At 59.2% G+C, this 25965-nt stretch carries 19 protein-coding genes and 4 pseudogenes; 8 read left to right on the top strand and 15 right to left on the bottom strand.

All coding sequences use genetic code 11. The features are described from left to right. Positions 1–7: 7 nt before the first annotated feature. The 4 genes from AOC05_RS00565 to AOC05_RS00580 all read right to left on the bottom strand — a co-directional run bounded on the left by AOC05_RS00565 (position 8) and on the right by AOC05_RS00580 (position 4962). Positions 8–1318 carry an ABC transporter substrate-binding protein gene (locus AOC05_RS00565; protein WP_062004756.1) on the bottom strand — a complete coding sequence of 437 codons (1311 nt, stop codon included), beginning with the start codon at positions 1316–1318 and terminating at the stop codon, positions 8–10. A gap of 9 nt (positions 1319–1327) precedes the next feature. Then, entirely contained in the window at positions 1328–2125 is a 798-nt protein-coding gene (locus tag AOC05_RS00570) for a carbohydrate ABC transporter permease (protein WP_230085628.1), read from the bottom strand. A gap of 153 nt (positions 2126–2278) precedes the next feature. After that, entirely contained in the window at positions 2279–3061 is a 783-nt protein-coding gene (locus AOC05_RS00575; RefSeq protein ID WP_197277869.1) for a carbohydrate ABC transporter permease, read from the bottom strand. A 146-nt stretch (positions 3062–3207) separates the two neighbouring features. Beyond that, a complete protein-coding gene (locus AOC05_RS00580) occupies positions 3208–4962 on the bottom strand; it encodes a DUF4091 domain-containing protein (protein WP_197277870.1) in 1755 nt (584 codons plus the stop codon). A 170-nt stretch (positions 4963–5132) separates the two neighbouring features. On the opposite strand from AOC05_RS00580, the pseudogene AOC05_RS20640 reads away from it, so the two are divergent. Continuing rightward, a pseudogene (locus tag AOC05_RS20640) lies at positions 5133–5258 on the top strand (hypothetical protein); the annotation flags it as partial. A gap of 147 nt (positions 5259–5405) precedes the next feature. Then, positions 5406–6281: an ROK family protein gene (locus AOC05_RS00585; protein WP_231687155.1), complete on the top strand. Its 876-nt coding sequence runs from the start codon at positions 5406–5408 to the stop codon at positions 6279–6281. Between the two features lie 1614 nt (positions 6282–7895). On the opposite strand, the pseudogene AOC05_RS00590 reads toward AOC05_RS00585, so the two are convergent. Then, a pseudogene (locus tag AOC05_RS00590) lies at positions 7896–8260 on the bottom strand (thioredoxin family protein). A 612-nt stretch (positions 8261–8872) separates the two neighbouring features. Between AOC05_RS00590 and AOC05_RS00600 the strand changes: the two are divergent. The 3 genes from AOC05_RS00600 to AOC05_RS00610 all read left to right on the top strand — a co-directional run bounded on the left by AOC05_RS00600 (position 8873) and on the right by AOC05_RS00610 (position 10702). Continuing rightward, positions 8873–9175, top strand: coding sequence for a rhodanese-like domain-containing protein (locus AOC05_RS00600; RefSeq protein WP_062004761.1), 303 nt, complete (start codon positions 8873–8875; stop codon positions 9173–9175). A gap of 157 nt (positions 9176–9332) precedes the next feature. Further along, entirely contained in the window at positions 9333–9941 is a 609-nt protein-coding gene (locus AOC05_RS00605) for a rhodanese-like domain-containing protein (protein ID WP_062004763.1), read from the top strand. Beyond that, entirely contained in the window at positions 9938–10702 is a 765-nt protein-coding gene (locus tag AOC05_RS00610; protein WP_062004765.1) for a sulfite exporter TauE/SafE family protein, read from the top strand. The genes AOC05_RS00605 and AOC05_RS00610 overlap by 4 nt, the downstream gene beginning before the upstream one ends. 559 nt (positions 10703–11261) lie before the next feature. Here AOC05_RS00610 and AOC05_RS00615 read toward each other — a convergent pair. Together AOC05_RS00615 and AOC05_RS00620 are read right to left on the bottom strand one after the other, a co-directional pair. Next, positions 11262–12548, bottom strand: a complete 1287-nt coding sequence (locus tag AOC05_RS00615; protein ID WP_062004767.1) for an MFS transporter — start codon at positions 12546–12548, stop codon at positions 11262–11264. Between the two features lie 98 nt (positions 12549–12646). Next, entirely contained in the window at positions 12647–14047 is a 1401-nt protein-coding gene (locus AOC05_RS00620; RefSeq protein ID WP_062004769.1) for an MBL fold metallo-hydrolase, read from the bottom strand. A 191-nt stretch (positions 14048–14238) separates the two neighbouring features. On the opposite strand from AOC05_RS00620, the gene AOC05_RS00625 reads away from it, so the two are divergent. From AOC05_RS00625 to istA, 3 genes and pseudogenes are all read left to right on the top strand, one after another. Next, positions 14239–14496, top strand: coding sequence for a metal-sensitive transcriptional regulator (locus AOC05_RS00625; RefSeq protein WP_062004771.1), 258 nt, complete (start codon positions 14239–14241; stop codon positions 14494–14496). A 194-nt stretch (positions 14497–14690) separates the two neighbouring features. Next, the gene (locus AOC05_RS00630; protein WP_062004773.1) at positions 14691–14963 is read left to right on the top strand and encodes an SHOCT domain-containing protein; all 273 of its coding nucleotides are present in this window, start codon (positions 14691–14693) and stop codon (positions 14961–14963) included. Positions 14964–15368: 405 nt separating this feature from the next. Further along, a pseudogene (gene istA, locus AOC05_RS00635) lies at positions 15369–16160 on the top strand (IS21 family transposase); the annotation flags it as partial. 402 nt (positions 16161–16562) lie between these two features. Here the strand turns inward: istA and AOC05_RS00640 are convergent. The 8 genes and pseudogenes from AOC05_RS00640 to AOC05_RS00670 form a co-directional block, all read right to left on the bottom strand. Beyond that, complete coding sequence (locus tag AOC05_RS00640; protein ID WP_082357651.1) at positions 16563–17756, bottom strand: ROK family protein; 1194 nt, start codon at positions 17754–17756, stop codon at positions 16563–16565. A gap of 82 nt (positions 17757–17838) precedes the next feature. Continuing rightward, entirely contained in the window at positions 17839–18546 is a 708-nt protein-coding gene (gene deoC / locus AOC05_RS00645; RefSeq protein WP_062004779.1) for a deoxyribose-phosphate aldolase, read from the bottom strand. Between the two features lie 18 nt (positions 18547–18564). Next, positions 18565–20643, bottom strand: coding sequence for a transketolase (tkt, locus tag AOC05_RS00650; RefSeq protein ID WP_062004781.1), 2079 nt, complete (start codon positions 20641–20643; stop codon positions 18565–18567). A gap of 188 nt (positions 20644–20831) precedes the next feature. Beyond that, a complete protein-coding gene (locus tag AOC05_RS00655) occupies positions 20832–21107 on the bottom strand; it encodes an HPr family phosphocarrier protein (RefSeq protein ID WP_062004783.1) in 276 nt (91 codons plus the stop codon). 30 nt (positions 21108–21137) lie between these two features. Next, positions 21138–22790: a phosphoenolpyruvate--protein phosphotransferase gene (ptsP, locus tag AOC05_RS19185; protein ID WP_062009168.1), complete on the bottom strand. Its 1653-nt coding sequence runs from the start codon at positions 22788–22790 to the stop codon at positions 21138–21140. Between the two features lie 72 nt (positions 22791–22862). Then, positions 22863–23972 (bottom strand): annotated as a pseudogene (tal, locus tag AOC05_RS19190) (transaldolase); the annotation flags it as partial. Positions 23973–24106: 134 nt separating this feature from the next. Further along, complete coding sequence (locus AOC05_RS00665) at positions 24107–25636, bottom strand: PTS ascorbate transporter subunit IIC (RefSeq protein ID WP_062004786.1); 1530 nt, start codon at positions 25634–25636, stop codon at positions 24107–24109. A 33-nt stretch (positions 25637–25669) separates the two neighbouring features. Continuing rightward, positions 25670–25942 carry a PTS sugar transporter subunit IIB gene (locus AOC05_RS00670; RefSeq protein WP_062009170.1) on the bottom strand — a complete coding sequence of 91 codons (273 nt, stop codon included), beginning with the start codon at positions 25940–25942 and terminating at the stop codon, positions 25670–25672. Positions 25943–25965 lie beyond the last annotated feature (23 nt).

Raw genomic sequence — 25965 nt, forward strand, 5'->3', positions numbered from 1 at the left:
GCTGCAGCTATTTGACGGTAAGCCCTTTTGCCTTGATTTCTGAAGTGGCCTTTTCCTGCAGCCCGTCGATGATTGTTGGGATGGGGTTGTCTTTGCTGGCCTTGACAAGACTATTGGTGATCTCGGTGTTGAGTTCAGTTTGGACCGGTCCCCACTGCCAGTCGTACTTCATGTTCTTGGCTATGTCCTTGAACGGCGCATATATCGGGGAGTTCCCGAAGAATGGCACTGGCTGGTCCACCACTGGATTGCTCAGTCCGGCTACCGATGCGGGCCAGAGGCCACCTTTACTGACAAGTTCCTTCACTGAGGCCGGGTCGGTGCTCATCCATTGGGCGAACTTGACAGCGGCCTCGGGCGTTTTGCAGCCTTTGAGGATGGCGGTCGAGGATCCTCCCATGTCAGCGTTGGTCTGTGGTGAATCGGTCCAGACCGGCAGGGGTGCCACTGCCCATTTTCCGGAAGTTGAAGGTACATTTTGTGCGATAACGGCGGTATCCCAGAGCCCGAATGGTTCAGAAAGGATCTTTCCTTCGGCCATCTGCTTGTATAGCGCGGGGGTGTAGCTTTCCTGGGATGTGATGGATCCGTCGTCGATCATGCTCTGCCAGAAGGCGGCGACTTTCTTCGTTGCCGCGTCATTGACGTGCACTCCCCAGGAGTCCTTGTTGAGGGTGAACCAGCTGGCTCCTGCCTGGCGGCTTACGCCGGCCCAGAAGGTTGCGTCGTTGCTGAAGTAGCCCAAGGATACCGTGGGATCGGCCGCCTTGACTTTGGCTGCGTCCGCTTTGTAGTCTTCCCATGTTTTGGGTGCCGTGATGCCATACTGCTCGAAAAGGTCCTTTCGGTACAGGAGGGCCATGGGTGCGGTGTCAACGGGGATGCCGTAGACGCCGTCGGCGATGGACACCGATTTCCAACCTGCGGGGGTGAATTGGCTGTCCATGCCTTTGGTGTACTTGCTGATGTCCTGGGCGGCTCCCTGGACCACGAAGTTGGGTAGCGACTCGTATCCGATTTGGGCCAAGCAGGGTGCGTTGCCCGCTTGAACTGCCGTGAAGACTTTCGGATAGGACTTGACGCCGGAAGGTGTTTGGTTGAACTTGACCTGGGTGTTCGGATTTTGCTTGTTCCAGAGGTCAATGGCTTCTTTGTATCCCGGGGCCCAACCCCAGAAGTCCATGGTGACTTTTTCTGTAGTGGCGCCAGTACTTGCACCGCTGCCTATTGTTGCGGAGCCTGAACAGCCAGAGAGTGCGATACCGGCTGCTAGGGCGGCGGCCGCAATGGTCCATGCCTTCTTCGTGGTGTTTTTCATATTTTTCCTTTACTTGATTCCGCCGGCGGTGAGGCCCGCTTTCCAATACCGCTGCATCGTGAGGAACAAGGCGATGAGAGGCAAAACTGAGATGAATGCTGCAAAAATGACGATGTTCGTCGGAACTGCGGCCCCCGTGACCATGGTTTGTTGCCAGGTTACGATGCCGACTGAGAGGGGCTGCAATTCCGGGCTGGAGACCATCATCATGGGGAGGAAGTAGTTTGCCCAGGTGCCTACGAACTGGAGGAGGAATATCGTGACCAATGCCGGTCCCATAATTTTCATTCCGATGGAAAGGAAGATCCGCAGTTCTCCGGCACCGTCGACACGGCCGGCTTCCAGGAGCTCATCCGGGATGGTTGCTGCGTAGATCCGGGCTAGATAGATACCGAAGGGGCTGATAAGGAGGGGGATCATGACTGCCCAAGGGGTGTTGATGATCCCGATCTTTGAAAAGAGCAGGTAGAGAGGAACCGTGAGAAGCATGATCGGCATAAGTGTTGCGCCAAGGACAGTATTGAACACAGCTTCTCGGCCACGGAATTCATATTTGGCCAAGGCATAACCGGCCAGGGCTGATACCGCTGTACTGACGACAGCGCCAACGATCGAATAGAGGAAGGAGTTGCCCATCCATCGGAAGAAGATGCCGTCTTGGCGCGTTAGAAGGTCTCGGAAATTGTCAAAGAAGTGTAGTTCGGAGAACCAAAATGCGTTGGTTGAAAATAGGTCGCCATTGTTCTTCGTTGAGGCCACCACAAACCACCAGATGGGTATGAGGAAATAAAGCGCAGCCATGGTCATCACGGCTAGGACGCCGTACTTGGTCAGCGCCGCGTGCTGACGCCGTCGATCAGCGGGCTCCACTCGCTGACTCAAGGGCTGGTCACTGTGGGGATCACTGATCTTAGAGGCAGACGCCACTCGTTCAGCTACGTTGGATGCTCTTTGTTGCATTTAAAATGCACCTCCACGGCGCTGCTGGTACTTAAGGAATCCGAAGGACAGGACAAGTGTCACTAGAGCCAGAATGACCGAGCGGGCCGCAGCACCGTTGAAATCGTTGCTCATCACCGCCGCATAAACGGCCATAACCGGGCTGAAGGTTGGGTCCACATTGGGCGCAGAATTGCGCAAGATGGCGGGCTCTGTGTAGAGCTGGATAGTGCCGATAATCGAGAAAACACTCGCCATGACTACTGCCGGCCGTATGAGTGGGACCTTGATTGCCCAAGCGGTTCGCCATGGTCCAGCACCGTCAATCGTGGCAGCTTCAAGTACCTCTGCGGGGAGGGCCTTCAGTGCCGAGTACATGATGATCATGTTGTAGCCCGTGAATCCCCAAGTGATCATATTGCCGATGGTGAAAGGGATAGCGAAGGGGGTGGTCATATCCAGCGTAAATCCCAGAGCCTTCGCAATAGAAGTGAAGGGGGAGAGGGAGGGCTGGACTAGAAAGGCCCACATGAGGGCACTGACGACTCCCGGTATCGCGTAGGGCATGAAGTAGATGAGGTTGAAGGAACGTTTGCCAATGGTTCGGCGGGCGTCCAACAGTAGGGCCAGACTCAGGGCTAGTGCCAACATCAGGGGAACCTGGATGACGCCGAGGATGATGACCCGAAGTATGGAAGTCGTAAAGGCCGGATCTGTTAAGGCAAGCACGTATTGGTCGAGTCCGGAAAAAGTGCTTCCGCCGGATGCCTTGGGACCAAAACCGGTGCCACTGGATAGCTGCATCCGGTGAATGCTTTGCCAAGCCGTGTAGCCGATAGGTATAACAAACACTGCCGCGAACAAGACGATAGCTGGTGCTAAGAATCCCCAGGGTGCTTTGGCTGACTTGGAAGAACGAGTCATAACGGTTGTTTCGCTGCTTGGGACGGTCATGCGTCTACCCCTTGCATTGTCCATCGACGATGATGGCCGGAGTTCGCTGGATGATCAGCCACCGCTCTTCGTAGTCGCGTGAAGAATGAAGCATCGTGTGGATACGTTTCGAGTGTGAGTTCGTGGCCAGCGACTTCGTCAATGAGCTCACATACGCTTTGGCGCCCAATTTGTGCGGCAAGGTGGGAGAGCAGGCGGTGGTCATCGGCCGCTTGGTCCATGTATTTGAGTCGCAGCGACGAGACAGGTGAACCGTTTGCTCCCGGATAGACAATAAATGGATCGCCTGCTGGAAACGCCATGCCGGCATCAGTCACGAGGTAGGGGTTGATAGTTTCCAAAGAATACTGGCTGTTCCAGAAGTTGAACCCCCAGTGGAGGAAGCCGCCGATTCCGCTGCGGAACAGTTGGACTCCAATGATGCGGGTTCGTGAGCCCGGCATGCCAATGTGTCGGTTCGTGAAGTTCGTTGTGTATGCGCACGAATAGTACGCCCACACGTCTGAGACGCCCGCGGCCATGACGCCCTCGACCTCGCCGACAATAGATACGGCGCGATCCACTAGGCCGCTTAGGGCGTAGCTGGAATCCGATATGGCATCCATGATTGGCATGCCCTTCAGGTGGGGTGTCACCAGAGAACGCGCATAGGAATAGCTGTCAATGTCGTCGGAGCCGGGCTCGTCAGAGATGTGCCATACACAGTGAGCAGTCCATCCTTTATCGGTGAGAAAACCGACAAGGGCGGGCAGTAGGGCACTGAGGAATTCTCCGTACGAACCATCTCCTACGTCGGTTTCCCAGCCAAAAATCCGGGTTTCAGCCATCGAACCGGCGGCCGTTGTGGCCATGACTTTCGGGGCGTGTTTTGCGCCCCATTGGGTAAACAGCGGACCAAATTCGATGGTAGTGATTCCGGAGGTCAACGCCATCGAAATCCATCGTTCGAGTCTGGTGAAATCGAAGCGATAGCCTCCGTTTTCGGCGCTGACACCAACGAGCTGGACGGTAAGACGTTCGCCGCCTCGGGCGGTATCTAGGGTCGGGGTGAACAACGGCGTCAGAAGGGTGTCGATTGAATGTTGTCCCATGAAGGCGACGTAGCTTTCGACGATCTTCCAGTGTTCCTCACTGAAAACGTCCACGTTGTAGTACGTCGCGAGGCAGTCCGTGTGGAGCCACTCGCTGTGGCTAAATGTGGGGGTCCTATCGACCAGCACCGCGGACGGAACCACAGTCACGTGGATGGACGCACTGGCATGCAACTTATCAACGTCGTCAATGAATTCCACAGAAACCGTGTAGGTGCCGGGAGCTGCGTCTGCTGCTATGGGATGGTCGATCCAGACCGATTGCCAATGCTCGGGTAGGAATCGCACCCTGGGAATGTTCCCCGAGGGTTCGTCGTCTAACGATTGGAGAATATCGGGTAGGAGGGCCGGCTTCGTCTCTAAATAGTTTTTATCGGCGCCTGGGTAGGTCGTCAGTGTGCAGGGCACGAGCTTCACCAGGAAAACTTTTGCCGAGTCGGCCAATGGCAACCCGGAGACAAGCTTGACCTTGCACCTGACCCGGTCGTAGTCCTGGAATTCCTCGGCCCTAAAGGCGACCTGGAGTCCGAGAGTTTCTCCTGGAAAGGCCAATAGGTTGTCGCGGTCGGCGAGGTTGCCTACGGCGGTGTCCGTGGGCCGGATTTTCTCGAGGTTATCGACAAAGACCGCCGTGGCCTTTTGCTGAACGTGATTCTGCATTGATTCCTTCATTCGGACAAGGGGAGAATGTGACCTGTCGCACTTCATTAGGGTCCAACTACAACATCCAATGAATCAGTTGTCAAGGAGTCCTTCATAACTTGTGGATTTATTGCGCTTTCTGGTCCCAGGTGTTCGGTTCGAGCTCTTACCCCCCGTAGAATCGCCTCATGACGGATCCCTTGATTGAACGTGGCGGCTTACAGGCACTTAGGACGCTCAATAGGATTGCCGTACTCAACTGCCTCCGCGACTCAGGCAGGGAACTGACGGTCACGGACCTGCATCGATCGACGACCCTGTCCCGGCCAACGGTCAAGCTGGCCCTTGGGGACCTCCTGCGCGATGGTCTGATCGTGTCTCCTGAAGAGTTGGGGGGGACAACCCTGCGCGGTGGAAGACCCGCCAGGAGGTATACATACAACGCGCATTCAGGGTACGTGGTGGGCGTTGTCATCGGGATGCAGCGTATTGAAGTTGCGTTGGCTGACATGACAGGAACAATAGTTGCTAGGCAGGAGGTGCCTGCCGCCTCGGGGATTGAACGGCGTAGCCAGTTGCACGTGGCACTGTTGAAAATCATCGAAAAAACCGGGCTGCAACTGGGCTGCGTTCGCTCAATGACTATTGGAACATTGGGCATCGTGACACCAAACGGAGTGGCAATGCGGAACGAGACGGTGCCGGAACTCTCTCAGGAGGGGTACTTCGAAAGCCTGCGCTCCGACCTCCCGTTTCCTGTGGCCATAGAGAACGATGCCAACCTCGCTGCCGCGGCAGAATTCGCAGCTCGCTCCGCCATCGAGGTCACGGATATGGTGGGTCTTCATGTCAACACGGCCATTGGCAGTGGGGTCGTGCTTGATTCAAAACTTTACCGAGGAGCCAATGGTGCCGCAGGTGAAATGGGGTTCGATCAAAGGATGGGTTGGGACAAATCCCACGAAGTCCTTGTCCAAGCCGCTGATGACCACAATGTCAGTGTCCGGGCACTCTTCCGACTGGCCGGGGAAGGCGCTGCATGGGCTAGTGACTGCGTAGAGCAATTCGCTGATGCTGTTGCTCCAGGGGTGATCGCTCTCCTCCTGACTTTGGACCCGCCCTTGATGGTGATTGGAGGCGATGTTTGTCTTGCTGAAAATGTATTCGGGTCGCGCTTAATTCAAGCCCTGGAAGTTGTCCTGCCCGTCGTACCAGCCATCAGCTTTTCAACGCTTGGGCGCGATTGTGTCTTGCTCGGCGCCATCCAGCGCAGCCTTGATGAGGCGCACCAAAATCAAACGAACCAGGAGATCTCGGAGCGCCCGGACCTCCGATGATCTCTCGACGGCAGTCGGGCACCGGGTTGTCACCTGGGAGGGTGTCGCTTGGAAACGCGTAGTTGGTTTCCGTCCCCGCGGAGTGTCGCGAAAATCTGGTTTGCTATTCTGCCAGTGGCCAGGCACGCTCTCGGTGATCGAAGGTACAAGTCATCCAATGTGCAAGGACCATCTTCTCTCCAGATGTTTTCCGTTTGCCTAGGAAGTCTGACGAGAGACCAATGAATGTTCGATCCCGCGCAGTGGCCGTGCTTATATTGTCATTAGGTTTGATCGAATCTGCCAGCGTACTCGTCGACTCCGCAACCCACGACGCGTTGCCAGTCGACGCCTGTCCGGCGGCTTCCATGTGCACATAGCGGGTGGACAGCACCGTCTGGGACACCGCCGCGGCGGCCAGGTATCTTGACCGTGGCAACCAACGGCCGAAACGTGTGTGGGATGTAACCGACTCATTAGAAACGCATTAAATTGAACGACAACTGCCGCCCCTTCAGTACCATCCATTGTTGCGCGCTCGCCGCCCTGCCAAAAGCCAAGAACGGCTTTTGGCAAGTCGAAATAGGCGATCGAGTCGACAGCGGGGTTGATATGCGTTGAAAACTATTGATAAGTATCAGGTGTCGAACATGCCTCAGACCTGCGGCGATAGTTTTCCACGTGAACTGGATAGGTTGATTTCACGCTTCTATCCCAGGCAGCAATATCGGTTCGAATGTCCAAGGATCAAGATCGGCGGAATGTTGCCCTGACGTGGGTTTAGTTGCCCTGACGTGGGTTTATGTGTGGATCTGCAGGCACTGAAAGGCGCCTGATCTGTTTGGCCCATTCATTTGGCCCCTCCCCACTGCGGGCGATCGTTGATTTTCCGCCTGCTGCGAGGCGCGCTCCTAGGAGTGGCCAAAACGAATGGGCGGTGCCAAGCCGTCTTAGCAACATTGTCGTTGAGTAGCTTGGTGAATACTTCGCGTGGCGTGAAGAATCCTGGGACGGCGCGGGGGAGGTCGTTGAGCTCGTCGGCAATGGATTTCAGAATAACTACCAGCCACCAAACCTTTCATAAGCGCCCCGACTGCAACAATCAGGGCATTGCACCAGGTGCCCCCGGTGACGGTCACCATGCCGTTCAGTGAGAGGGGCGCAGCCGCGGCGGCTGTGGCAATTCCTGCCGCAGCCCCCCTTGCCCACTGCCAGCGGGGAAGCTGACGCCATTCAGCACCCAGGGAAATCAGCTGCGCGTGGACTCTTCCCCGGTCAATGCCGGCCGGAATTTCCGGTTCGATCCTGCTATTCGTGGTCATGTCTGTTCCTAGCTGTGCAGGGATTGTGCGGGTGCCGGTGGGTGGCGACAATCCGTGCGGTGCAGACGATGGCAGTCACCACTGCCATCCCGAGGAAACCGTGTCCGGAGTATCCCCCTGAAGTAAGGACCCGGCCGGCCAACGCCCCGGTACTCGACGCGTACCGGCTAGATACCGCCGGATCCAGGTCCATGAGGGCCAGCTTTGCGCCGCCGGAAGCTGTGATGAAGGGCTTGCTGCTTCTGCAGGCTTCTCGTCGCCTCAGCTGGGCGGGCATCAGGCTCGAGGGCCGGGGCGTGGGCCCGGTGGTTTCCTACGAGACCGTAACGGCGGCCATTTTCGCCCGCAATTCTTGAATGTCCAGCTCCTTGATGCTGCTGATGAGCAGCTCTAGGCCGGCCGCGTTCATCGCATTCGACTGTGAGAAGACGCCGATCCCTTCTCGGAAGGCCATCAGGGTAGGAATGGAGGTGATGCGGGCGGCGGCGGAGAGTCCGGGCTCGGCCTCGGTTTCCACCTTTGCGAAGACTATGTCCGCATGGATCTCGGATATTTGGCTGTGGTTGGGGCGAACATCCGGCAGGGCCCACACCAGGCTGCCCAGAAGTTCACCAGCACGATGTCGTTGCCGCTGACGGTGTCGTTGAAAATCTTTTCCCACATATCGATAGTTGCCATGACAGAGTTTTATACCCTAGTGGGTATATTATTTAAGGTTTGAAGCGGGCTGTGCAGTTTCGCATAAATACCCATGGGGGTATTATGATGGGAGAAGAAAACGCCCATCCGGCTCCTGAGCATCGCGAAAGGACACCAGTAATGAAGAGCATTGCTAGGCAAGACTGCGATGCGGTCAAAGTCATGGAGGTGTCACCGAGGGGTGCTGTAAGGGTCACTCGGTCACTGACCAGAGTGGTGGCAAATGAGGATGGCCTCGACCGTCACCCGCCTCTATCGCGCCCAGGGGCACCCTTCCAGTTGATCGCCGGCATCGAATCTGGGACTGAGAGCAGCAACGTAGTCACCTAGCTGGCAACCACCCAAGTGGCCCTGGTTGAGGCATATTGAAAGTTATCTCGACGGCGATGCGGGACTGCCTCACAGGGCCAGTGGACGTCCCCGCTTCAGGGGCGGTGAGGTCTGAGAAGCTGGATCGGCGGCACACGCTGGCGGAAATCAGCACACTCTGCATGCTCTTGACCTGAGCATGCACCTGCCTCCTCCCGGAGGAATCCCTAAGTTCACTTCTTACGGGGCGAGAGCCCTGGAGACTATCGAAAGGTCCAACCCATGGAAATCAACCCACAGCAGCTCGCTGAACAGCTCAAGAGCGGCTACGACGCCCAGATTGTCGATGTCCGTGAAGCAGCTGAAGTCGCCGACGGCATGATTCCCGGCGCCAGGCACATCGCCCTGGGCGAGTTAGCGGACCGTCTCAGCGACTTGGACAAGTCCCGTCACGTCATCGCCGTATGCCGCAGCGGGGCCCGCAGTGCGGCTGCCGCAGACCAGCTCGCCGCCGCAGGTTTCACCGCCTACACCGTGCCGGGCGGGATGCTCGATTGGACAGCCGCAGGCTTTCCCGTCAGCTGACCCCCACCAGACCGTCCGGGCGGCATGCCTCAAGTGCCGCCCGGACTTCCACTTTCCCAGACCCTGTCCCTGACATGTCCAATCGGACGGTGGATGGCGGCTTCACACAAACGCGGGGCCGCCGCCGGAAATGCTTCACAACAGACCGAAAGAGATCATGAATTCCTTGAAGACGACCAGCACCATTGATTCCCCTCCTCAGTCCATCGATGCCTCAACCTTGAAGTTCTGGGAAGACAACCACAAAGATCTGATGATCATTGATGTGCGCAATGGCGCAGAGTTTGATTCCCTGCACATAGTGGGCTCCTACCATGTGCCCCTGGCGATGCTCAGCGAGCACGCGGAAGAGTTCGCTGCGAAGATGGGCACGCGTGTGGTGCTTGTCTGCCAGACGGGCAACCGGGCAGAGCAGGCCCGCAAACACCTTGATTCCGTCGGTCTGGCTGGTGCCAGTGTCCTCTCCGGAGGAGTCCCCGCCTACGCCGCTGCCGGCGGAAACGTCGTCCGTGGCAGTGGACCCTGGGCTCTGGAACGCCAGGTTCGGATGACCGCCGGCTCCCTAGTGCTCGCCAGCGTCGTCGCGGCGAAATTTGTCTCCCCCAAACTCGGCCTGATCGCTGGTGGGATCGGGGCCGGACTGACATTCTCTGCTGCAACGAACAGTTGCGCCATGGGACAGATGCTCTCCAGGATGCCGTGGAACCGCTCCGCCAGCGAGCCCACCGCCCACCAGGCGCTACAGAACCTGAGCACGCGGGCATGATCGTAACCGCGGCCGCGTTTGGGCTGATCGTCGGCGCACTGCTGGGCCTGGTCGGAGGCGGCGGATCCATCCTCGCCGTGCCCGCCCTGGTCTACGGCGTGGGGCTGCCGCTTGCCGCGGCGATCCCGACGTCGCTGGTCGTTGTCGGCGCTTCCTCCGCCGTCGCGGTCCTGCCCCGGCTACGCAACGGAGTGAACTGGCGCCTGGCCTTGATCATCGGCGCCGCCGGAACTGCGACGGCGTACCTCGGAGCGGCAGTCAACCGTCTCCTGGACCCCAAAATTCTGCTGCTGGCCTTCGCCGTCATCATGGTCTTCGCCGGCATCCGGATGCTCATGCCCACCACTAGTGCTGGAGGTGCCTGCGCGCTGCCCGGCGGCGGGATCAACTGGCGCAGCTGCCTTCCCAAGGCAATCGCCACCGGCGCCGTCGTCGGATTCCTCACCGGCCTGCTCGGGGTCGGTGGCGGCTTCTTGATCGTCCCGGCACTCACCCTGGTGCTCGGACTCCCCATGGCACTGACGGTCGGGACGTCTCTGGTCATTATCGTCATCAACTCAGCTGCCGGCTTCGCCGCCCATCTCGGAGACCTACAGATCGACTGGACAGTCGCGGCAGCCTTCGCCGTAACCGCGATGGCTGCCTCACTCGTGGCCGGACGGATCGGCACCAGAATCCCGGACAGGGCCCTCAAACGCGGCTTTGCCATCCTCGTCCTGGTGATCGCCGCCTACGTCGCACTACAGGCACTACTCTCCTGAGGTACACGGCAAGGAGACAAAGGAAGCGCCGAAGGACATGTCCTCCGGCGCTTCCTTTGTCCCAACAGCTATTTCTGGGTCCGTCAGGGCAGATTTACCGTCCGAACAGCTTCGCAAAGAAGCCCTTGCCAGCCGACTTTTCCTGCTCATGCCCGCGACAGCGCTGGGAGGCCGGAACCCCGCGCATGACCTGGTCAACGTGCTGGCCACAGCCCGCCCACGTCGTCTTCTGGCACTTTTTACATGTCACCGCACGGCACATCTGCTTGCTCCTTCGTCTGGATGGATTGTCCCATCAGTATACCCCATGGGGTATTGAGTATTCTCCGAAATACTTCACCCGCCGCACTGGCACCCCATGCGCCGGGTGGGGTATGACGCGAGTATGCCAAAAGAGAGCGCAAGTCATGCACCAGCTCGTTGCTAAGCCGAACCGGGGACCGCGCGGAAGGGGTGATCGGTATGGTTAGGCAGGCTGGATGGGGGAAGTAAGTGCACTCCGTGAGGGATCAGCGTTGTTGCATCTGGGCCAACGCGTACCTTTCCCGGAAGAAGAAGGCTAGAGGGCAGGTTTGTGGTCGGTGTCACGCATCCGTACAGCCACGAGGATTCCCGATAATACGGTGACGGCGCCAACGACGGCGACCGCCGCTGGGATGCCGTAGGCGTCCGCGAGGATACCGGCGATCAGGGCGCCGACGGCGAATCCGCCGTCGCGCCAGAGTCGGTAGATTCCGACGGAGCGTGCACGCCAGGCTGGGTGGGCGACGTCACCGATTGCGGCCAGTAGGGTGGGGTAGACCATGGCGGTGCCGGCGCCCAGCAGCACGGCGGCAGCGAGCCAGATCCCGAAGTCTTGCCCGAGGGCAACCATTCCCAGGGCTACTGCTTGGACGAGCATGCCGCCCACGATCAGGGGTTTGCGTCCGTACCTGTCTGACAGGGCGCCGGTGACGAGCTGGCCCGCACCCCAGACAGCTGGGTAAACGGCCGCTAGGATACCGATGCGCTCGATGCTCAGTCCGGCGGACGCGAACAGGACGGGGAACAGCCCCCAGGCGAGGCCGTCGTTGAGGTTGTTCACCATGCCGGCCTGGCTGACCGAGGACAGGGATTTGTCCCGGAAGCTGGTCAGCGTGAAGACCTGCCGATTGCTCAGATCCGCACGTGCACTGGGATGGGCCACGGTGTGGTTGGCGGCTTCCAGTTGGGCATGGTGGTGGGTTTCCTTCACGGACAAAACGGAAAGGCCCAGGCCCAGGGCGATGTAGGCGGCGCCGAGTAGGAACGGTCCCGGACGGAGCCCATAGTTGGCTGCAATGTAGCCGGTGGCCAGTGCTGTGGCGGCGACGCCGAGGTAGCCGGCCGCTTCGTTCAGGCCCATGGCCAAGCCGCGACGTGAGGGTCCGACGAGGTCCATCTTCATCATCACGGTGGTGGACCAGGTCAGGCCCTGGCTGATGCCCAGGATCACGTTAGCGGCCACGATCCAGCCCCAGGAAGGCCCCAGAATCAGTAGCAGTGGGACGGGGATGGCGATGAACCAGCCGGTAACGAGGACTGGTTTTCGACCGTAGCGATCGGAAAGGGTGCCGGCGAAGTAATTCGTTCCGGCTTTGGCCAGCCCGAAGGCCAGGATGTACGTCAGCGCGGATGTGTAAAGGTCCAAGTGGAAGACCTGGTCCGCCAGCAGTGGCAACACCGTCCGTTCCTGGCCGAGGGTTCCGCCGACAAGGGCGTTGACGGCTACCAGGAGCATGAACTGGGCCAGGTTCTGGCGCAGCCCCAGCGTGACACCGGGCCGCGCTCCGGGACGCTGCGTTGAAGAGGTGTTGCCGGATGTCATCGCTGCACTCCAGTTGTCGGTGATACATGCGTTGGCGGCAGTCGGGACACCCGACCGCCGCCAACGCTGTCAATCGTTTAATTCAGGTACTGACAGTCTCAGTTGCTGGGCACAGCTTCCCGTTCCTGCTGCCAGGCGGCGTAGCTGCCGTCGAGTTCGACGACGTCGTAGCCGGCCCGGCGCAGGGCGGACGCCGCTACCGAGTTCCGGACCCCGCTCTGGCAATAGGACACGATGGTTCCCTCCGCCGGCAACTCGTCCACGTGCCACATGACACGGCCGCCGCTGAGCTGGTGGGAGCCAGAGATGTGACCGGCGGCGTGTTCGGTGCGGTTGCGGACATCTAGGAGCATCGCTGCGTCGAAACTGTCCAGTTCTTCAGGCTGGATGAGCTGCGGGGTGCTGGCAGGCAAGCCCTCGATGCTAGTGACGTAGCCGGCGACAGTGTCGATGCCGACCCGGATCAGGTGGTCCCACATCTCCTGCGCGGCAGCCTGACTGGGGGCCAGGAGCACGAGTGGGTTGGTGTCCGTTTCAGGATTCACAACCCAGGCACCGAAGCTTGCGGTGGACTTCCCGGCCGGGATGTTCAGAGACCGGGCAACCGTGCCTTCGTGGACCTCAGCGTTGGAGCGGGTGTCAACAAACGTCACCGCGTCCTGGGAAAGGTCGCGGACGACGTCGGCCGTGGCAAGTTCTGCCAGTTGGGCGCGTGCGCCCATCACGGCAGGCCCTTCCCGGTTTTCGCGCTTCATCCGGGCGAAGTAAGCATGGGCGTCAGGCTGGCCGTCGAGGAGTTCGTTGATGAAACCTTCCTCGTCGTTGGCCGCGAGATACGGGCCCCACCAGGCGTAGAGACGCTCGTAGCCGACCGTGGAGGACGGGATCGCACCCAGGGCCTTGCCGCAGGCACTGCCGGCACCGTGGCCGGGGTGGACCTGGACGTGGTCCGGCAGGGTCAAGAACTTCTCTCTCAGGCTCGAGAAGAGCTGCTTGGCCCCGGCGAAGCGGGTATCAACGCCGCCGGCCGCCTCGTCGAGCAAGTCCGGCCGGCCCAGGTCACCGGAGAACACGAAGTCACCCGAGAGCAGGTATCCCGGAGTGTCCGCGAACGCGCCGTCGGTGATCAAAAAGGATAGGTGCTCGGGGGTGTGCCCCGGGGTATGAAGGGCCTTGACGGTGATGTTCCCGAGGGTGATCTCGTCATTATCATTGAGGCGTTCGGCCTCGAAACCGTACTGCCAGTCCGTCCCGCCCTCACCGGAGACGTACGCGGTGGCTCCGGTCGCGGCGGCCAGTTCACGGGTACCGGAGAGGAAATCAGCATGAATGTGGGTCTCGGTGACCGCCACAATTCTCATTCCGTTCGCTGCAGCCAGGGACTGGTACACGGCGATGTCACGTCGAGGGTCGACAACGAGTGCTTCACCCTTGGCTTGGCAGCCAATCAGGTAGCTGGCCTGGGATAGGTCTTCGTCATAAATGCGCTCGATAAGCATGGGGCTCTCCTTCGGTGGGCGGTGGGGATTTTCCGGGAGGGATTCTCCGTTCCTCTACTCACAAAGATAATACCCCATGGGGTATCTGGCAAGCGGGGCGTAACCGCCCGGGCGCGGGGACCTAACCGCTAGCCTTCATACCCCATGGGGTATATAATGTAGAAAATACCTGCCGAGCTTTGGAGCCCACCATGGAACTTGATTCAACAGAAATCACCCCGATTATCAACCGCCTCAAACGCGCCCAGGGCCAACTCGCCGCCGTCACCGGCATGCTCGAAGAAGGCCGGGACTGCGAAGACATCGTCACACAGCTCGCAGCGGTCTCCAAAGCGTTGGACCGGGCAGGATTCGCCATCATCGCCACCGGCCTGGAGCAGTGCATCACCAAAGAAGATGCCAGCATGAACAAGAAAGACCTCGAAAAACTTTTCCTGTCCCTAGCCTGAGCGGCAACAACCACACCAAAACTAAACCCACGGACGGCGAGGTTGTCTCGCGGGCCGGTTCCAGACAGCCCTTAGGGTCCAATACGGCCGGTCCCTTATTGGCAATCCTTACGCCGGTCCCGTCAGGTCTCGCTGGGGCTCCCGGGGTGGTCGGCGGAACAGCGGTCGCAGGAGAAGAGCGGAGAAGGAAAAAGATGAATGGATATGGTTCGGCGATGGGTTGGACGTGGTTGTTCTGGCTGCTCCTGATTATCGGCATTGTCCTGCTGGTCATCTTTGCCGTGCGAGCCTTTTCCGGGGGAATCACCCGGCCCGGGACCGGCCGGCGTCCAGGCGCGGGTACGGAACCCTCCGGCATTATCGGTGAGACTACCGCCCGACGGATCCTGGACGAACGCTACGCCAAGGGTGAATTGAACGCAGAGGAGTACCGTGAACGACTCAAGGTCCTCGGGGACGATACCTGATGCAACCCCTCATCCGCCGCAGTGCCCTGTTCCTAGGAGGTGTCGGGGCCATGGCCGCTGCAACGGGTGCGGTGGGATTGTTGTGGGGGCAGGGCCCTGGATTCCAAGCCGCCGTCGGCCAGGAGCTGATTGTGTGTGATCGACTAGTTGTAGGCCGTTTCAGCTCGGGTTTCCTGCCAGGTTAGTGGCTGGTTTCCAGCCAAAAGAGCGCTAAGAATTAGGCCAGGTGTTTCCCGGAAATTTTGTGGTTTCGGGATTGTCGGAAAAGTTGAGATCACCGTGTGGTCCGGGCCCTTGCGTGGCGTGTTGCAGATATGGGCCCGCCACCCCCAGATAGGTTCCTTACGGCGCTGCTATTGACAGAGCGAGTGCGCCGGAAGGGCTGGAAAGCAGATGACGGTACCCATGTCCGTTCAAGAAAATATCAGAAGTTTAGACTCCCAGGGAGTTTCCGGGCGGGAAATCGCCAAGAGGTTGGGCGTGAGCGGGGAATTCGTGGCGAAATACGCTGATGATTTGGATTACTCACCAGCGCCACCGGCACCCAATACACGGCCAGGTGGGACGGTATTGACCGGTTTCGAACACATCATTGATCAGTGGCGTAGCGAGGACGCACGCCGCCACCGTAAACAGCGCCACACAGCCAAGCCGGTCTTTGACCGGTTGATTGAAGAGCATAGTTACACGGCAACGTACTCCCCCGTGCAGCGGTACGTGAAGAAGTGGAAAGCAAGGAACCGCCACGACAAGGAAGGCTTCACGGAGTTGGTGTGGCCGGCAGGGACGGCCCAGGTTGACTTCGGGCAGGCCGAGGCGATTATTGCCGGGATCCGGCAAGTATTGCACGTTTTTGTGGTGACGTTCCCGTTCTCAAATATGCGTTTCGCACAGGCATACTGGGGTGAGACGGCCGAGTGCGTCACTCATGGGTTGCGAACCGTGTTCAAACATATGGGAGCCGCACCTCGCCATCTGGTCTTTGATACCGCCACCGGTATTGGTCGAAGGACCGGGACGAAGGTCATTCAGACGAAACTCTTCTCCGCGTTCAAGCTGCATAACCGGCCCCAGTCACGCTATTGCACCCCGTATTCAGGGCACGAAAAAGGCAACGTTGAGAACGCGGTGGGATTCCTGCGCAGGAATTTGATGGTCCCTGAACCGGAAGCTGCGACCTTGGAAGCATTGAACGAAGCGCAGTGGCGGTGCATATGTTGTCATTAGGTTTGATCGAATCTGCCAGCGTACTCGTCGCCTCCGCAAACCACGACGCGCTGCCAGTCGACGCCTGTCCGGCGGTTTCCATGTGCGCATAGCGGGTGAACAGCTCCGTCTGGAACACCGCCGCGGTGGCCAGTGATCTTGACCGTGGCAACCAATGGCCGAAACGTATGTGGGATGTAACCGACTCATTAGAAACTCATTAAATTGAGCGACAACTGCCGCCTCTTCAGTACCATTCGTTGTTAGGCACTCGCCGCACCGCCAAAGACCAGGAACGGGTTTTGACAAGTCGAATTGGAGGATAGAGGCGACAGCGGGAGAATTGCCTCTGTCTTTACGCAGGGCAATCCGACGAGGCAACCTTGAATCGAACTAATGCCAAGCCCGTCCGTTGGCAATTGAATCATCGACGCGGGCAGGCTCGAGCAATGCTTCCAACGCCAATTCTGCTGCGCCCGTAAGCCCTGCTGCTGAGCCCACTACGGAGGGGCGGATCTCCAAGCCACTGGTCAATGAAGGAAGAAAATTCCCGTAGACGGATTCGCGAATGCCTGCCAGCAAGGGTTCGGGTGATTCAGCCAAGTTTCCGCCCACAATAATGATGGACGGGTTCATGACAGCTGCCAAGATTCCCAGCATTTCGCCCAGCTCGCGGCCTGCCTGCCGGACAAGTTCCACGGCCTGCCCATCCCGTTTGCGCACCAGGTTGACGATGTCACGGCTGCTGTGGACTACTTGACCGCTGTCCATTAAAGCTTTGGCAATGGAGCGGCCACTGGCTACAGCCTCCAAACAACCCCACTGTCCACAACTACACTGAACCGTGCCACCGCGAGGGATATGCCCAATGCTGCCAGCTTCGCCGGCAGCACCCTGCAGAATGCGGCCATCGATCACAATGCCGCAGCCCACACCCATCCCAACTTTGAGAACAATCATGTTTTGGTACTTCTCCGGGCTTTGACGCTGCTCACCTCGGGCCATAATGTTGGCGTCTTTATCCACCAACACTGGGATCTGCGGAAAGACTTGCGCAAAGGCATCGGACACCGACCTGTTTTCCCAACCGGGGATTTCCGGGTGGGTCAGTGGCCCCTGCTGGACCGAGTTGGGCACGCCCACTCCGATAGCCCGAATACGCGAGGTATCCAGCTCCTCCTGGTGGCAGAGACCCTGAAGATCAGTGATTACACCACTGAGCACGGTCTGCGGGCTGTCGTCAGGATCCAAATCGTTCTCCGACGTGGCCAGCAGTGTGCCAGCCAAATCGGTGACACCTACACGCACGTGGCTTCCGCCAATATCTGCCACCAGTAAGTACCCGGCGAGATGGTTGAACGAATACGTTTCGGCAGGACGGCCGCCAGTTTTGCTCGGCTGCTTATTGGAGGAAACATATCCGGCACTTTGGAGGTGGTCAAGCCGTTCAATGAGTGTTGTACGCGCCAACCCGGACTCGCGGACCAGCTCGCTCTTGGTCCACCGGTCCGCAGTCCGAATCAGCCGCAACAGCACGCCAGGTCCTGTTGATCCCCAGGACTGGCCTGCCTTACCTTCTTTACCCATTTACTTTCAGTCTTTCGCTTGCCGTGTCCCACTAATGTAGGGGAAATACCGGCGAGTCACTAAAAGTCGCCGGGTTCCTGAATCAGTATCCCGCCGACTCGGAATCGGCTGCACCCTCAGACAGGACTGCGCGAGAACCGGAGACACCCAGTCGCGTGGCGCCAGCAGCAATCATCGCCAGCGCAACTTCACGGCTACGGATGCCGCCGGATGCCTTCACGCCCAGCTTGCCGGCAACAGTTTCGGACATGAGCCGAACAGCGTCCACACTGGCACCACCTGCCGGGTGGAACCCCGTGGAAGTCTTCACGAAGTCAGCACCGGCTGCTGCCGCTGCTCGGCAAACGGCAACGATTTGTTCATCGTTAAGCGCAGCAGACTCGATGATGACCTTCAAAATTGTAGGAGCCGGGACAGCCTTACGCACCGCCGCGATATCCGCCTCAACCTTGCCAAACTCACCCTCCACAGCAGCCCCAACATCAATGACCATGTCAATTTCATGGGCACCCTGCATTACCGCCAAGGCAGCCTCAGCAGCCTTGATGCTCGAGGCGTGCTTGCCACTGGGGAAGCCACACACTGCTGCGATCTTCAGTGACGCAGAATCCGGCAACTGAAGCGGGAGCATATTGGGGGAGACGCAAACGGAGTACGTGCCCAATCCCAGTGCCTCGTCCACAGTAGCTTGGACGTCGGCGGCTGTAGCCTCCGGCTTGAGCAGTGTGTGATCAATGAACTGGGCAAGATCTGTTGAGGAAAACTCGGTGCCTGAAAAAGTGTTCGTCATGGGAAAAGTCCTTCTACGTTAGTTAATGGCAGTCATGGTTACGGAAGCGCTGCTGCGCAAAGTTCTCTGCGCGGCCTCCAATACGGTCTCCAAGCTGATCCCCTTGCGGCGCAATACTTCGGCACCATTGCCCGAGAGGCCAAAGCCTTCAACGGAAACGGCCTCACCGTAGGTACCAAGGAATCGGTACCAACCCTGCGCGGAGCCCGCTTCAACGCTGACGCGGGCACTGACGGAGCGCGGCAGCACGTACTGCTTGTATTCCTCGGGCTGGGCATCGAACCATTCAATGCAAGGCATGGACACAACACGTGTTCCGATGCCCTGATCGGTGAGTGCGGTGGCAGCCTGCACGGCCAAGTGAACTTCAGAACCGGTGGCGATGATGATCAGCTCAGGTGCTTCTTCGGTGTCTAACAGAATGTAGCCGCCCTTCTTGGTTCCTTCGCGGACAGCATCCACCTGCTCGAGCGTTGGAATATTCTGCCGACTCAAGACCATGGCCGTGGGGCCGGAGTTTTCCTGGAAGACCCGCTCGTAAGCAGCCACGGTTTCATTGGCATCACCGGGACGGACAACCGACAAACCGGGGATGGCTCGGTGCGCCCACAAGTGTTCCACAGGCTCGTGGGTGGGGCCGTCTTCGCCAACGGCAACAGAGTCATGGGTCCAGACGTAGGTGACCGGCAATTGCATCAAGGCAGCTAGGCGTACCGAGGGGCGCATGTAGTCGGAGAAGACAAAAAACGTCGCTCCAAAGATGCGGGTCAGGCCATTGAGTGCGATGCCGTTCAGGATGGATCCCATGGCGTGTTCGCGGATGCCAAAGTGCAGGACGCGGCCATACTCATTGCCCGGCCACTCCGTGCTCACAACGCCGGGCGGCAACATGGACTGGAATTCGTTGGACCATGTTCCGTTGGTCTCGGCCAAGTCGGCGGATCCGCCCCAGAGCTCTTCAATGCTGTGGCCCGCGGCGGCGAGCACCTTGGAGCTGGCGATGCGAGTGGCCAGGCTGCTTCCCGGCTCAAAGGTGGGGAAATTGGCGTTCCAGCCTTCAGCCAATTCGCCCTTGAGAAGGCGGGTCAAGAGCGCAGCCTGCTCGGGGTGGGATTCTTCCCACGCGGCGAACTTCTCGGTCCACGGACCCTTGAGTTCCAGGGCACGGTCAGCGGCGGCTGCCCGAGTCGAGGTCAACAGCTCATCGGGCATGACAAAGCTCTTGGTGGGATCCAGGCCTAAGGCGGACTTGGTGGCAGCCACTTCATCCGCGCCGGGAGCGCCGGCGTGAGCCTTGGCAGTGCCGCCAAGAGTAGGCATGGGGAAGCCGATCCGGGACCTGAGCCGGATGAAAACAGGAGCATCTCCCGCATCCAACGACGCGTCCAGGCCCGTGCGGATAGCGGTCAGCGATTCGGCGTCCGCGATTTCCAGGACCCTCCAACCGTAGGATGCCATGCGTGCGCAGACGTCGTCGCTGGTGGCAATGGCGGTGGAACCCTCGATCGAGATCTCGTTGTCATCCCAGATCAGGACGAGGTTATCGAGCTTCCAGTGTCCTGCCAGCGATGCGACCTCGTGGCTGATGCCTTCTTGCATGTCGCCGTCGGAGGCTAGGCAGAAGATCTTGTAGTCAAAGGCACTGCTTCCCTTTGCGGCGTCGGGGTCCAACATGCCGCGAACCCTGCGCGCTGCCAATGCCATGCCAACAGCGTTTCCAATACCCTGGCCCAAAGGGCCCGTGGTGGTTTCAACGCCGGCCGTGTGGCCAAACTCGGGGTGTCCGGGGGTCAAGGAATCCAGTGTGCGGGCGGCCTGAAGATCAGCCATTTCCAGTCCGTATCCTTGCATGAATAACTGCACGTAGAGGGACAGACTGGTGTGTCCACAAGAGAGGACAAAGCGGTCTCGGCCCAGCCATGAGGGTTCTTTCGGGTCATGGCGAAGGTACTCCTGGAACAGAGTGGATAGGAAGGGGGTCAAGCCCACTGCCGTCCCGGCATGTCCTGATCCTTTGGCCTGAACCACGTCCAGCGGCAGTACTCGCGCATGCCTAATAGCATCGGCGGTGGATTCGAGGGTGAGGGCATTGGTCATGGGGCGCTCCTTGCAGAATTTATGAGGAAGAATCTACGGCCAAAAACATCTTATAGCGAAAGTTTATATAGTAATGACGAAATAAGCAATAAGTGCTGAAGGGCTGGTTGATTGTGCTCGAAGGCATCAAAAAGACGGCTGGACCACCCCGCAGGGTGGTCCAGCCGTCTCGGTCCAAGCTGCAAAAATTAGGCGTCGTGGTCTGTTTCCAAGATTTTGACGAGCCGCTCGAGCGCTTCTTCGGCTCCGTCGCCCTCGGTGCGTAGCACCACAACTTCACCAAATTCAATGCCCAGGCTCATGAGTCCGAGCATGCTGGCAGCATCCATGGCGTCCTCGGCAGGCTCACCTTGGCGGGCAATGGTGATGTCCAAGTCGAAATCTGCGGCGGCTTCGGAAAATATTGCTGCGGGGCGGGCATGCAGTCCCACACGGGTTGCAACAGTGGCGGTGCGTTCAATCATGAGTCTTCCTTCAGTTGGTGGGGGAGGGGCTTAGAGGCCGAGTTGTTCAAGGATCGGCAGTTGCTCACGAACAGCCTGCCGGGCCGCCGAGGCGCTCTTGGCGTGAAGTGCCACGGCAGCCAGTCGTTGGGCGTCGGCCAGGCTAACCGTGGTCAGAACCGCGGCCACCGGAGCCAGTGCGCGTGCGCTCATGGACAGTGTTGAGACACCCAGTCCCACAAGTACGACGGCGAGAGCCGGGTCCGCGGCGGCCTCGCCACAGACACCCACCGGCTTGGGTAAGCCCGTGGTGACCTGCGCTTGGAAGGCGCCGTCGGCCGTTAGCTTGATGAGCTGGAGCACGGCCGGCTGCCAGGGGTCATTGAGCGTTGCCAAGGGACCCAACTGGCGGTCAGCGGCCATGGTGTATTGGGTCAAATCATTGGTGCCCAAGGAGGCGAAGTCGGCCTCGCCTAGAATGGCCGAGGCCGTCAACGCTGCCGAAGGAACCTCCACCATGACACCGGCCGTGGCCAGCCCGGCAGCCCTGGCCATCGCGGTGAAGTTGGCGGCTTCCTCTGCGGTAGAAATCATCGGGGCCATGACCCAAACATCAGCGTCATGGGCGGCCGTGGCCATGGCAATGGCCTGTAGCTGGCGTTCCAGAACGCCAGGAGAGGTGGTGTCCGTCCGGTACCCACGAACACCGAGTGCCGGGTTGTGCTCATCAGCAACAGTCAAGAACGGCAATGGTTTGTCGGCGCCAGCGTCAAGGGTACGGATGACTACCTTTTTGCCGGGGAACGCTGCCAGCACGCCACCGTAGGCGGTAATTTGTTCCTCAACGGTGGGCTCGCTCTCGCGGTCCAGGAAACAGAACTCTGTTCGCAGCAGTCCTACGCCTTCGGCTCCCGCTGCGGCAGCCTTGAGCGCGTCCTCGCCGGTGCCAACATTGGCCAGAAGCGGAATATGTAGCCCGTCAGACAAGAAGTTTTCGCCACTAAAAGCAGGTATTTGGGAGGCTTGGGCCGCCCAGGTGGCGGCCGTTGCACGCAGAGCGTCGTCCGGGTTGGTGGTGATGCTTCCGGCTGCGCCATCAACGTAGACCTCAGTGCCATCGGCAATACCGTTCACGCCAGCGGCGGCAACAACGGCTGGCAGCCCCAGCATACGAGCGAGAATGGCAGTGTGTGATTGCGGGCCTCCGTCGGAGGTGATCAAAGCCAGGATCCATGCCGGATCTAGGGTGGCGGTGTCTGCTGGTGCCAAATCGGTAGCGGCCAGAATATAGGGGACATCGGAGACGGGGATGCCCGGTACCGGAAGTCCTTGGAGCGCTGCCACAATGCGTGAGCGCACATCCAGCACATCTGTGGCGCGCTCGGCCATGTAGCCGCCCAATGCAGTGAGCGTATTTGCCACTGTTTGACCGGCTTCCCAGATGGCTCGTTCCGGGGAGCGGGGGCCACCGGGGGCATCCGGGGAGAGCAATTTGATGGCGGCCTTGATGAGCATGGGATCGCCGGCCATCAGCGCTGTGGCTTGCAAGATTTCCTTGCTTTCTTCTGCTGCTGATTCGGCCCGGTTGCGCAGTTCTTCCTGCACAGCTTTGGAAGCGGTCCTGATGGAAGCCTTATTCGTTTCCAAAGATGCTTCAGCGTCGTGGGGAGCATCTACTGCAGGTTCTGAGATTGGCGCGGGCATTTGCAGCACAGCTCCCAGTACGCGTCCGGCGTTGACGCCTACTCCCTGAAACACCACGGCAGCTGGCTGGGTTCTGCGTGCACGTTGCAAAGCAGAATCCACATCGGTGAGCAGTTCATTCCAGCTGGCTACGAACTTCTTCAGGCCTTCAGCTTCCAAAAGCGCGGTGACCTCATCGTAGGAAACTCCGAGTTTTTCCAGTGCCACCATGGTGTCGGCCGCAGTTTGGGTGTAGCCGGTGATGGTGTCCCCGGCAATGACGCCATAGTCAAAGGTGGCTTGAAGTGTGGCTTCCGGCATGGTGTTGACGACGCCGTCCGTGACCAGCTCACTGACATACTTGGTGTCGGAATAGGCAGGATTCTTGGAGCCCGTGGAGGCCCACAGCAGGCGCTGCGGCACGGCCCCGAGCTCAGCCAGTGCCCGCCAGCGCGCAGTGTCCACGCTGGCACGGAAAATTTGGTGGGCCAAGATAGCGTTGGCCACCCCTGTTTTGCCTCTCAATGCCAGGGCTTCCGGGGTGCCCATGGCCTCTAGCCGCGCATCAATCTCAGCATCCACCCGGGACACGAAGAAGGACGCCACGGAGTGGATGGTGGAGAGATCATGACCGTTCTTGGTGGCCAATTCCAAGCCACTCTGGAAGGCGTCCATGACCTCGGCATAGCGAGTGAGGGAGAAGATGAGGGTGACATTGACACTGATGCCATCCCCCAGCACGGTGGTGATGGCGGCAAGGCCCTCGGTGGTTGCCGGAATCTTGACCAGGACGTTGCTTTTGCCGACTTTGGCATGGAGCTTTCGGGCCTCTACAACAGTGGCTTCGGTATCCCAAGCCAGACGCGGGTCCACTTCGATGGACACCCTGCCATCGACCCCGTTGCTCAAAGTAGCCACGGGGAAGAGAAGATCGCAGGCGTCGGTGACATCCGCCGTCGTAATTTCCCAAACGGCCTGCTCAGCGGTGGCACCTTGCGCTGCGAGAGCGGCAATGGTGACGTCATAATCGCTGCTGGAGGTGATGGCAGCATGGAAAATACTGGGATTTGTGGTTACGCCGACCACATTCTTCTTGCTCACGAGTTCTTGCAGGCTGCCGGTGGATAGCCGTGAGCGGGAGAGATCGTCGAGCCAGATGGACACTCCGGCGTCTGACAACTGGCCGGTTGGTGTGGAAGACATGTAATTCTCCTGGACGTTTCAAGGGGTGAGCCTGCCTAGAGCGGTGTGCTCTGGGCAGGCTCACGGGGTGTTGGTCAGTGGTCTGCGGTCCCTGAAAACATTTCGGATTTCAGGGACGTCGGACGTGGTGATACTTAAGAAGCGGTGCTTTCTGCAGCTACCTTCCGGTCGGCAAGCTCAGCCTTTGCCTGAGCAGCAATGGCAGCCTCGGCAGCCTTTTCTTCAGCAATCCAGGCATCGCGCTTGGCGCCTGGAACCCAGCCACGGTTGACAACCTTGACCTGGAAGATGATTCCGGCCGTCACCAAAACAACGGCAATCAGGACGGTCAAAACGGCGCCAAGGGCGCTGCTGCCAAGCAAGCTCACACCGACCAGCGTACCGAACCAGCCAAAGTCGGCATCACCAAAGGTGCTGTTTGCGAAGCCCAAGTCACCTAGAACCAGCAGCAGGATGGCAGGCAGGATGGTGATGATGACACCGTTGACGAAGCCGCCTAGTACGGCACCGCGGCGTCCACCAGTTGCATTGCCGTATACACCGGCACCACCACCGGTGAAGAAGTGGGGGACCATACCGGGCAGGATCAAAGCCAAGCCAAAGGCCGGGTTCAACCAGATGGCCAGCAGGCCAAGAGCCAACAGACCGCCAGCGAAGGAGCTCAGGAAGCCAATGAGAACTGCGTTGGCACCGAAGGGGAACACGATGGGGATATCCAGAGCCGGCTTGGCGCCGGGGACGACCTTTTCGGCGATGCCTTGGAAAGCAGGGACCAATTCGCCAAGGACGGTGCGCACACCGTAGAGAATCACAGCCACACCAACACCGAACTGCAGCGCCTGGGCCAGACCGGCCATGATGAAGGCTCCTCCATCGGCAGCGCCAAAGATGGCCAAGGCTTCGTCCATGGGCAGTGCGATCAGGCCCCAGATGGTGAAGACCATGTAGATGGCAATCATGGACAGGGAAGTTGCAACCATGGAATCACGCAGGAACTTCAAGCTCTGCGGGAACTTGATGTCTTCCGTTGACTTGCTGCGCTTGCCTGCAACCTGGCCGGCCGCACCGGCAGCCAGGTAGCCCAGCGAACCGAAGTGACCGATGGCGATGGAGTCGTTTCCGGTGATCTTCTTGGTCCACGGGTGAAGGAAAGCCGGCATGACCACCATGATGACACCGAGCAAAAGTGCTCCGATCAACACGACGAGCCAACCAAGGTCAGCGCCCAGACCCACTGAAAGCACCACGGTGAGCATGGTGGCCATGAAGACCATGTGGTGTCCAGTCAAGAACACGTACTTCAACGGGGTAAAGCGGGCCAACAAGAGCATGACAACGAAGCCAAGGGTGAGCACGTAGGCGCTTTGGGCACCAAACTCTTCCTGGGCCATGGCTGTGATGACCTCATTGGTGGGGATGACGCCCTGCGCGCCAGTGACCTTGAGAATGAGCTGGCCCAAGGGATCCAGCGAACCGACCACTACGTTGGCACCCGCACCTAAGATCAGGAAGCCAATGGCTGCCTTCAAACCGCCGCCAATGACCTGCCCGGCGTTCTTGCGAAGTGCCATCAGGCCCAAGGCGGTAATGATACCGATGAGGTACGCGGGGACATTGAGGATTTGTTGCCCAATGAAATTAAGTACTACTACGAGCCACTCCATAACGGATGTTCCTTTCGATGCGGGTGGGCCAGGTTACTGGAGGGCTTCGGTGATTTTGGTGGTGATTTCTTCCAGGTCAAAGAAGTTGTCGATGATGATGACCTTTGCGGGCACATCTCCGAGCTCGCCTGCCAGTTCGTCAGAGGTCAGCACGATCTCTGCTGTCTGGGCTGCGCCCTTGGCAACGCCCATGTCTGCGGCTTCAACGTCGGCGTCGATTCCGAGTTTTTCGAGTACTTTTTCTGCGTTCATCTTGAGTAGCACTGAGGTGCCGATACCCATGCCGCACACTGCAACAATCTTCATGGTGGTGCCTTTCATTGAGTTGA

It is taken from the genome of Arthrobacter alpinus, assembly GCF_001294625.1.
Taxonomy (GTDB): domain Bacteria; phylum Actinomycetota; class Actinomycetes; order Actinomycetales; family Micrococcaceae; genus Specibacter; species Specibacter alpinus_A.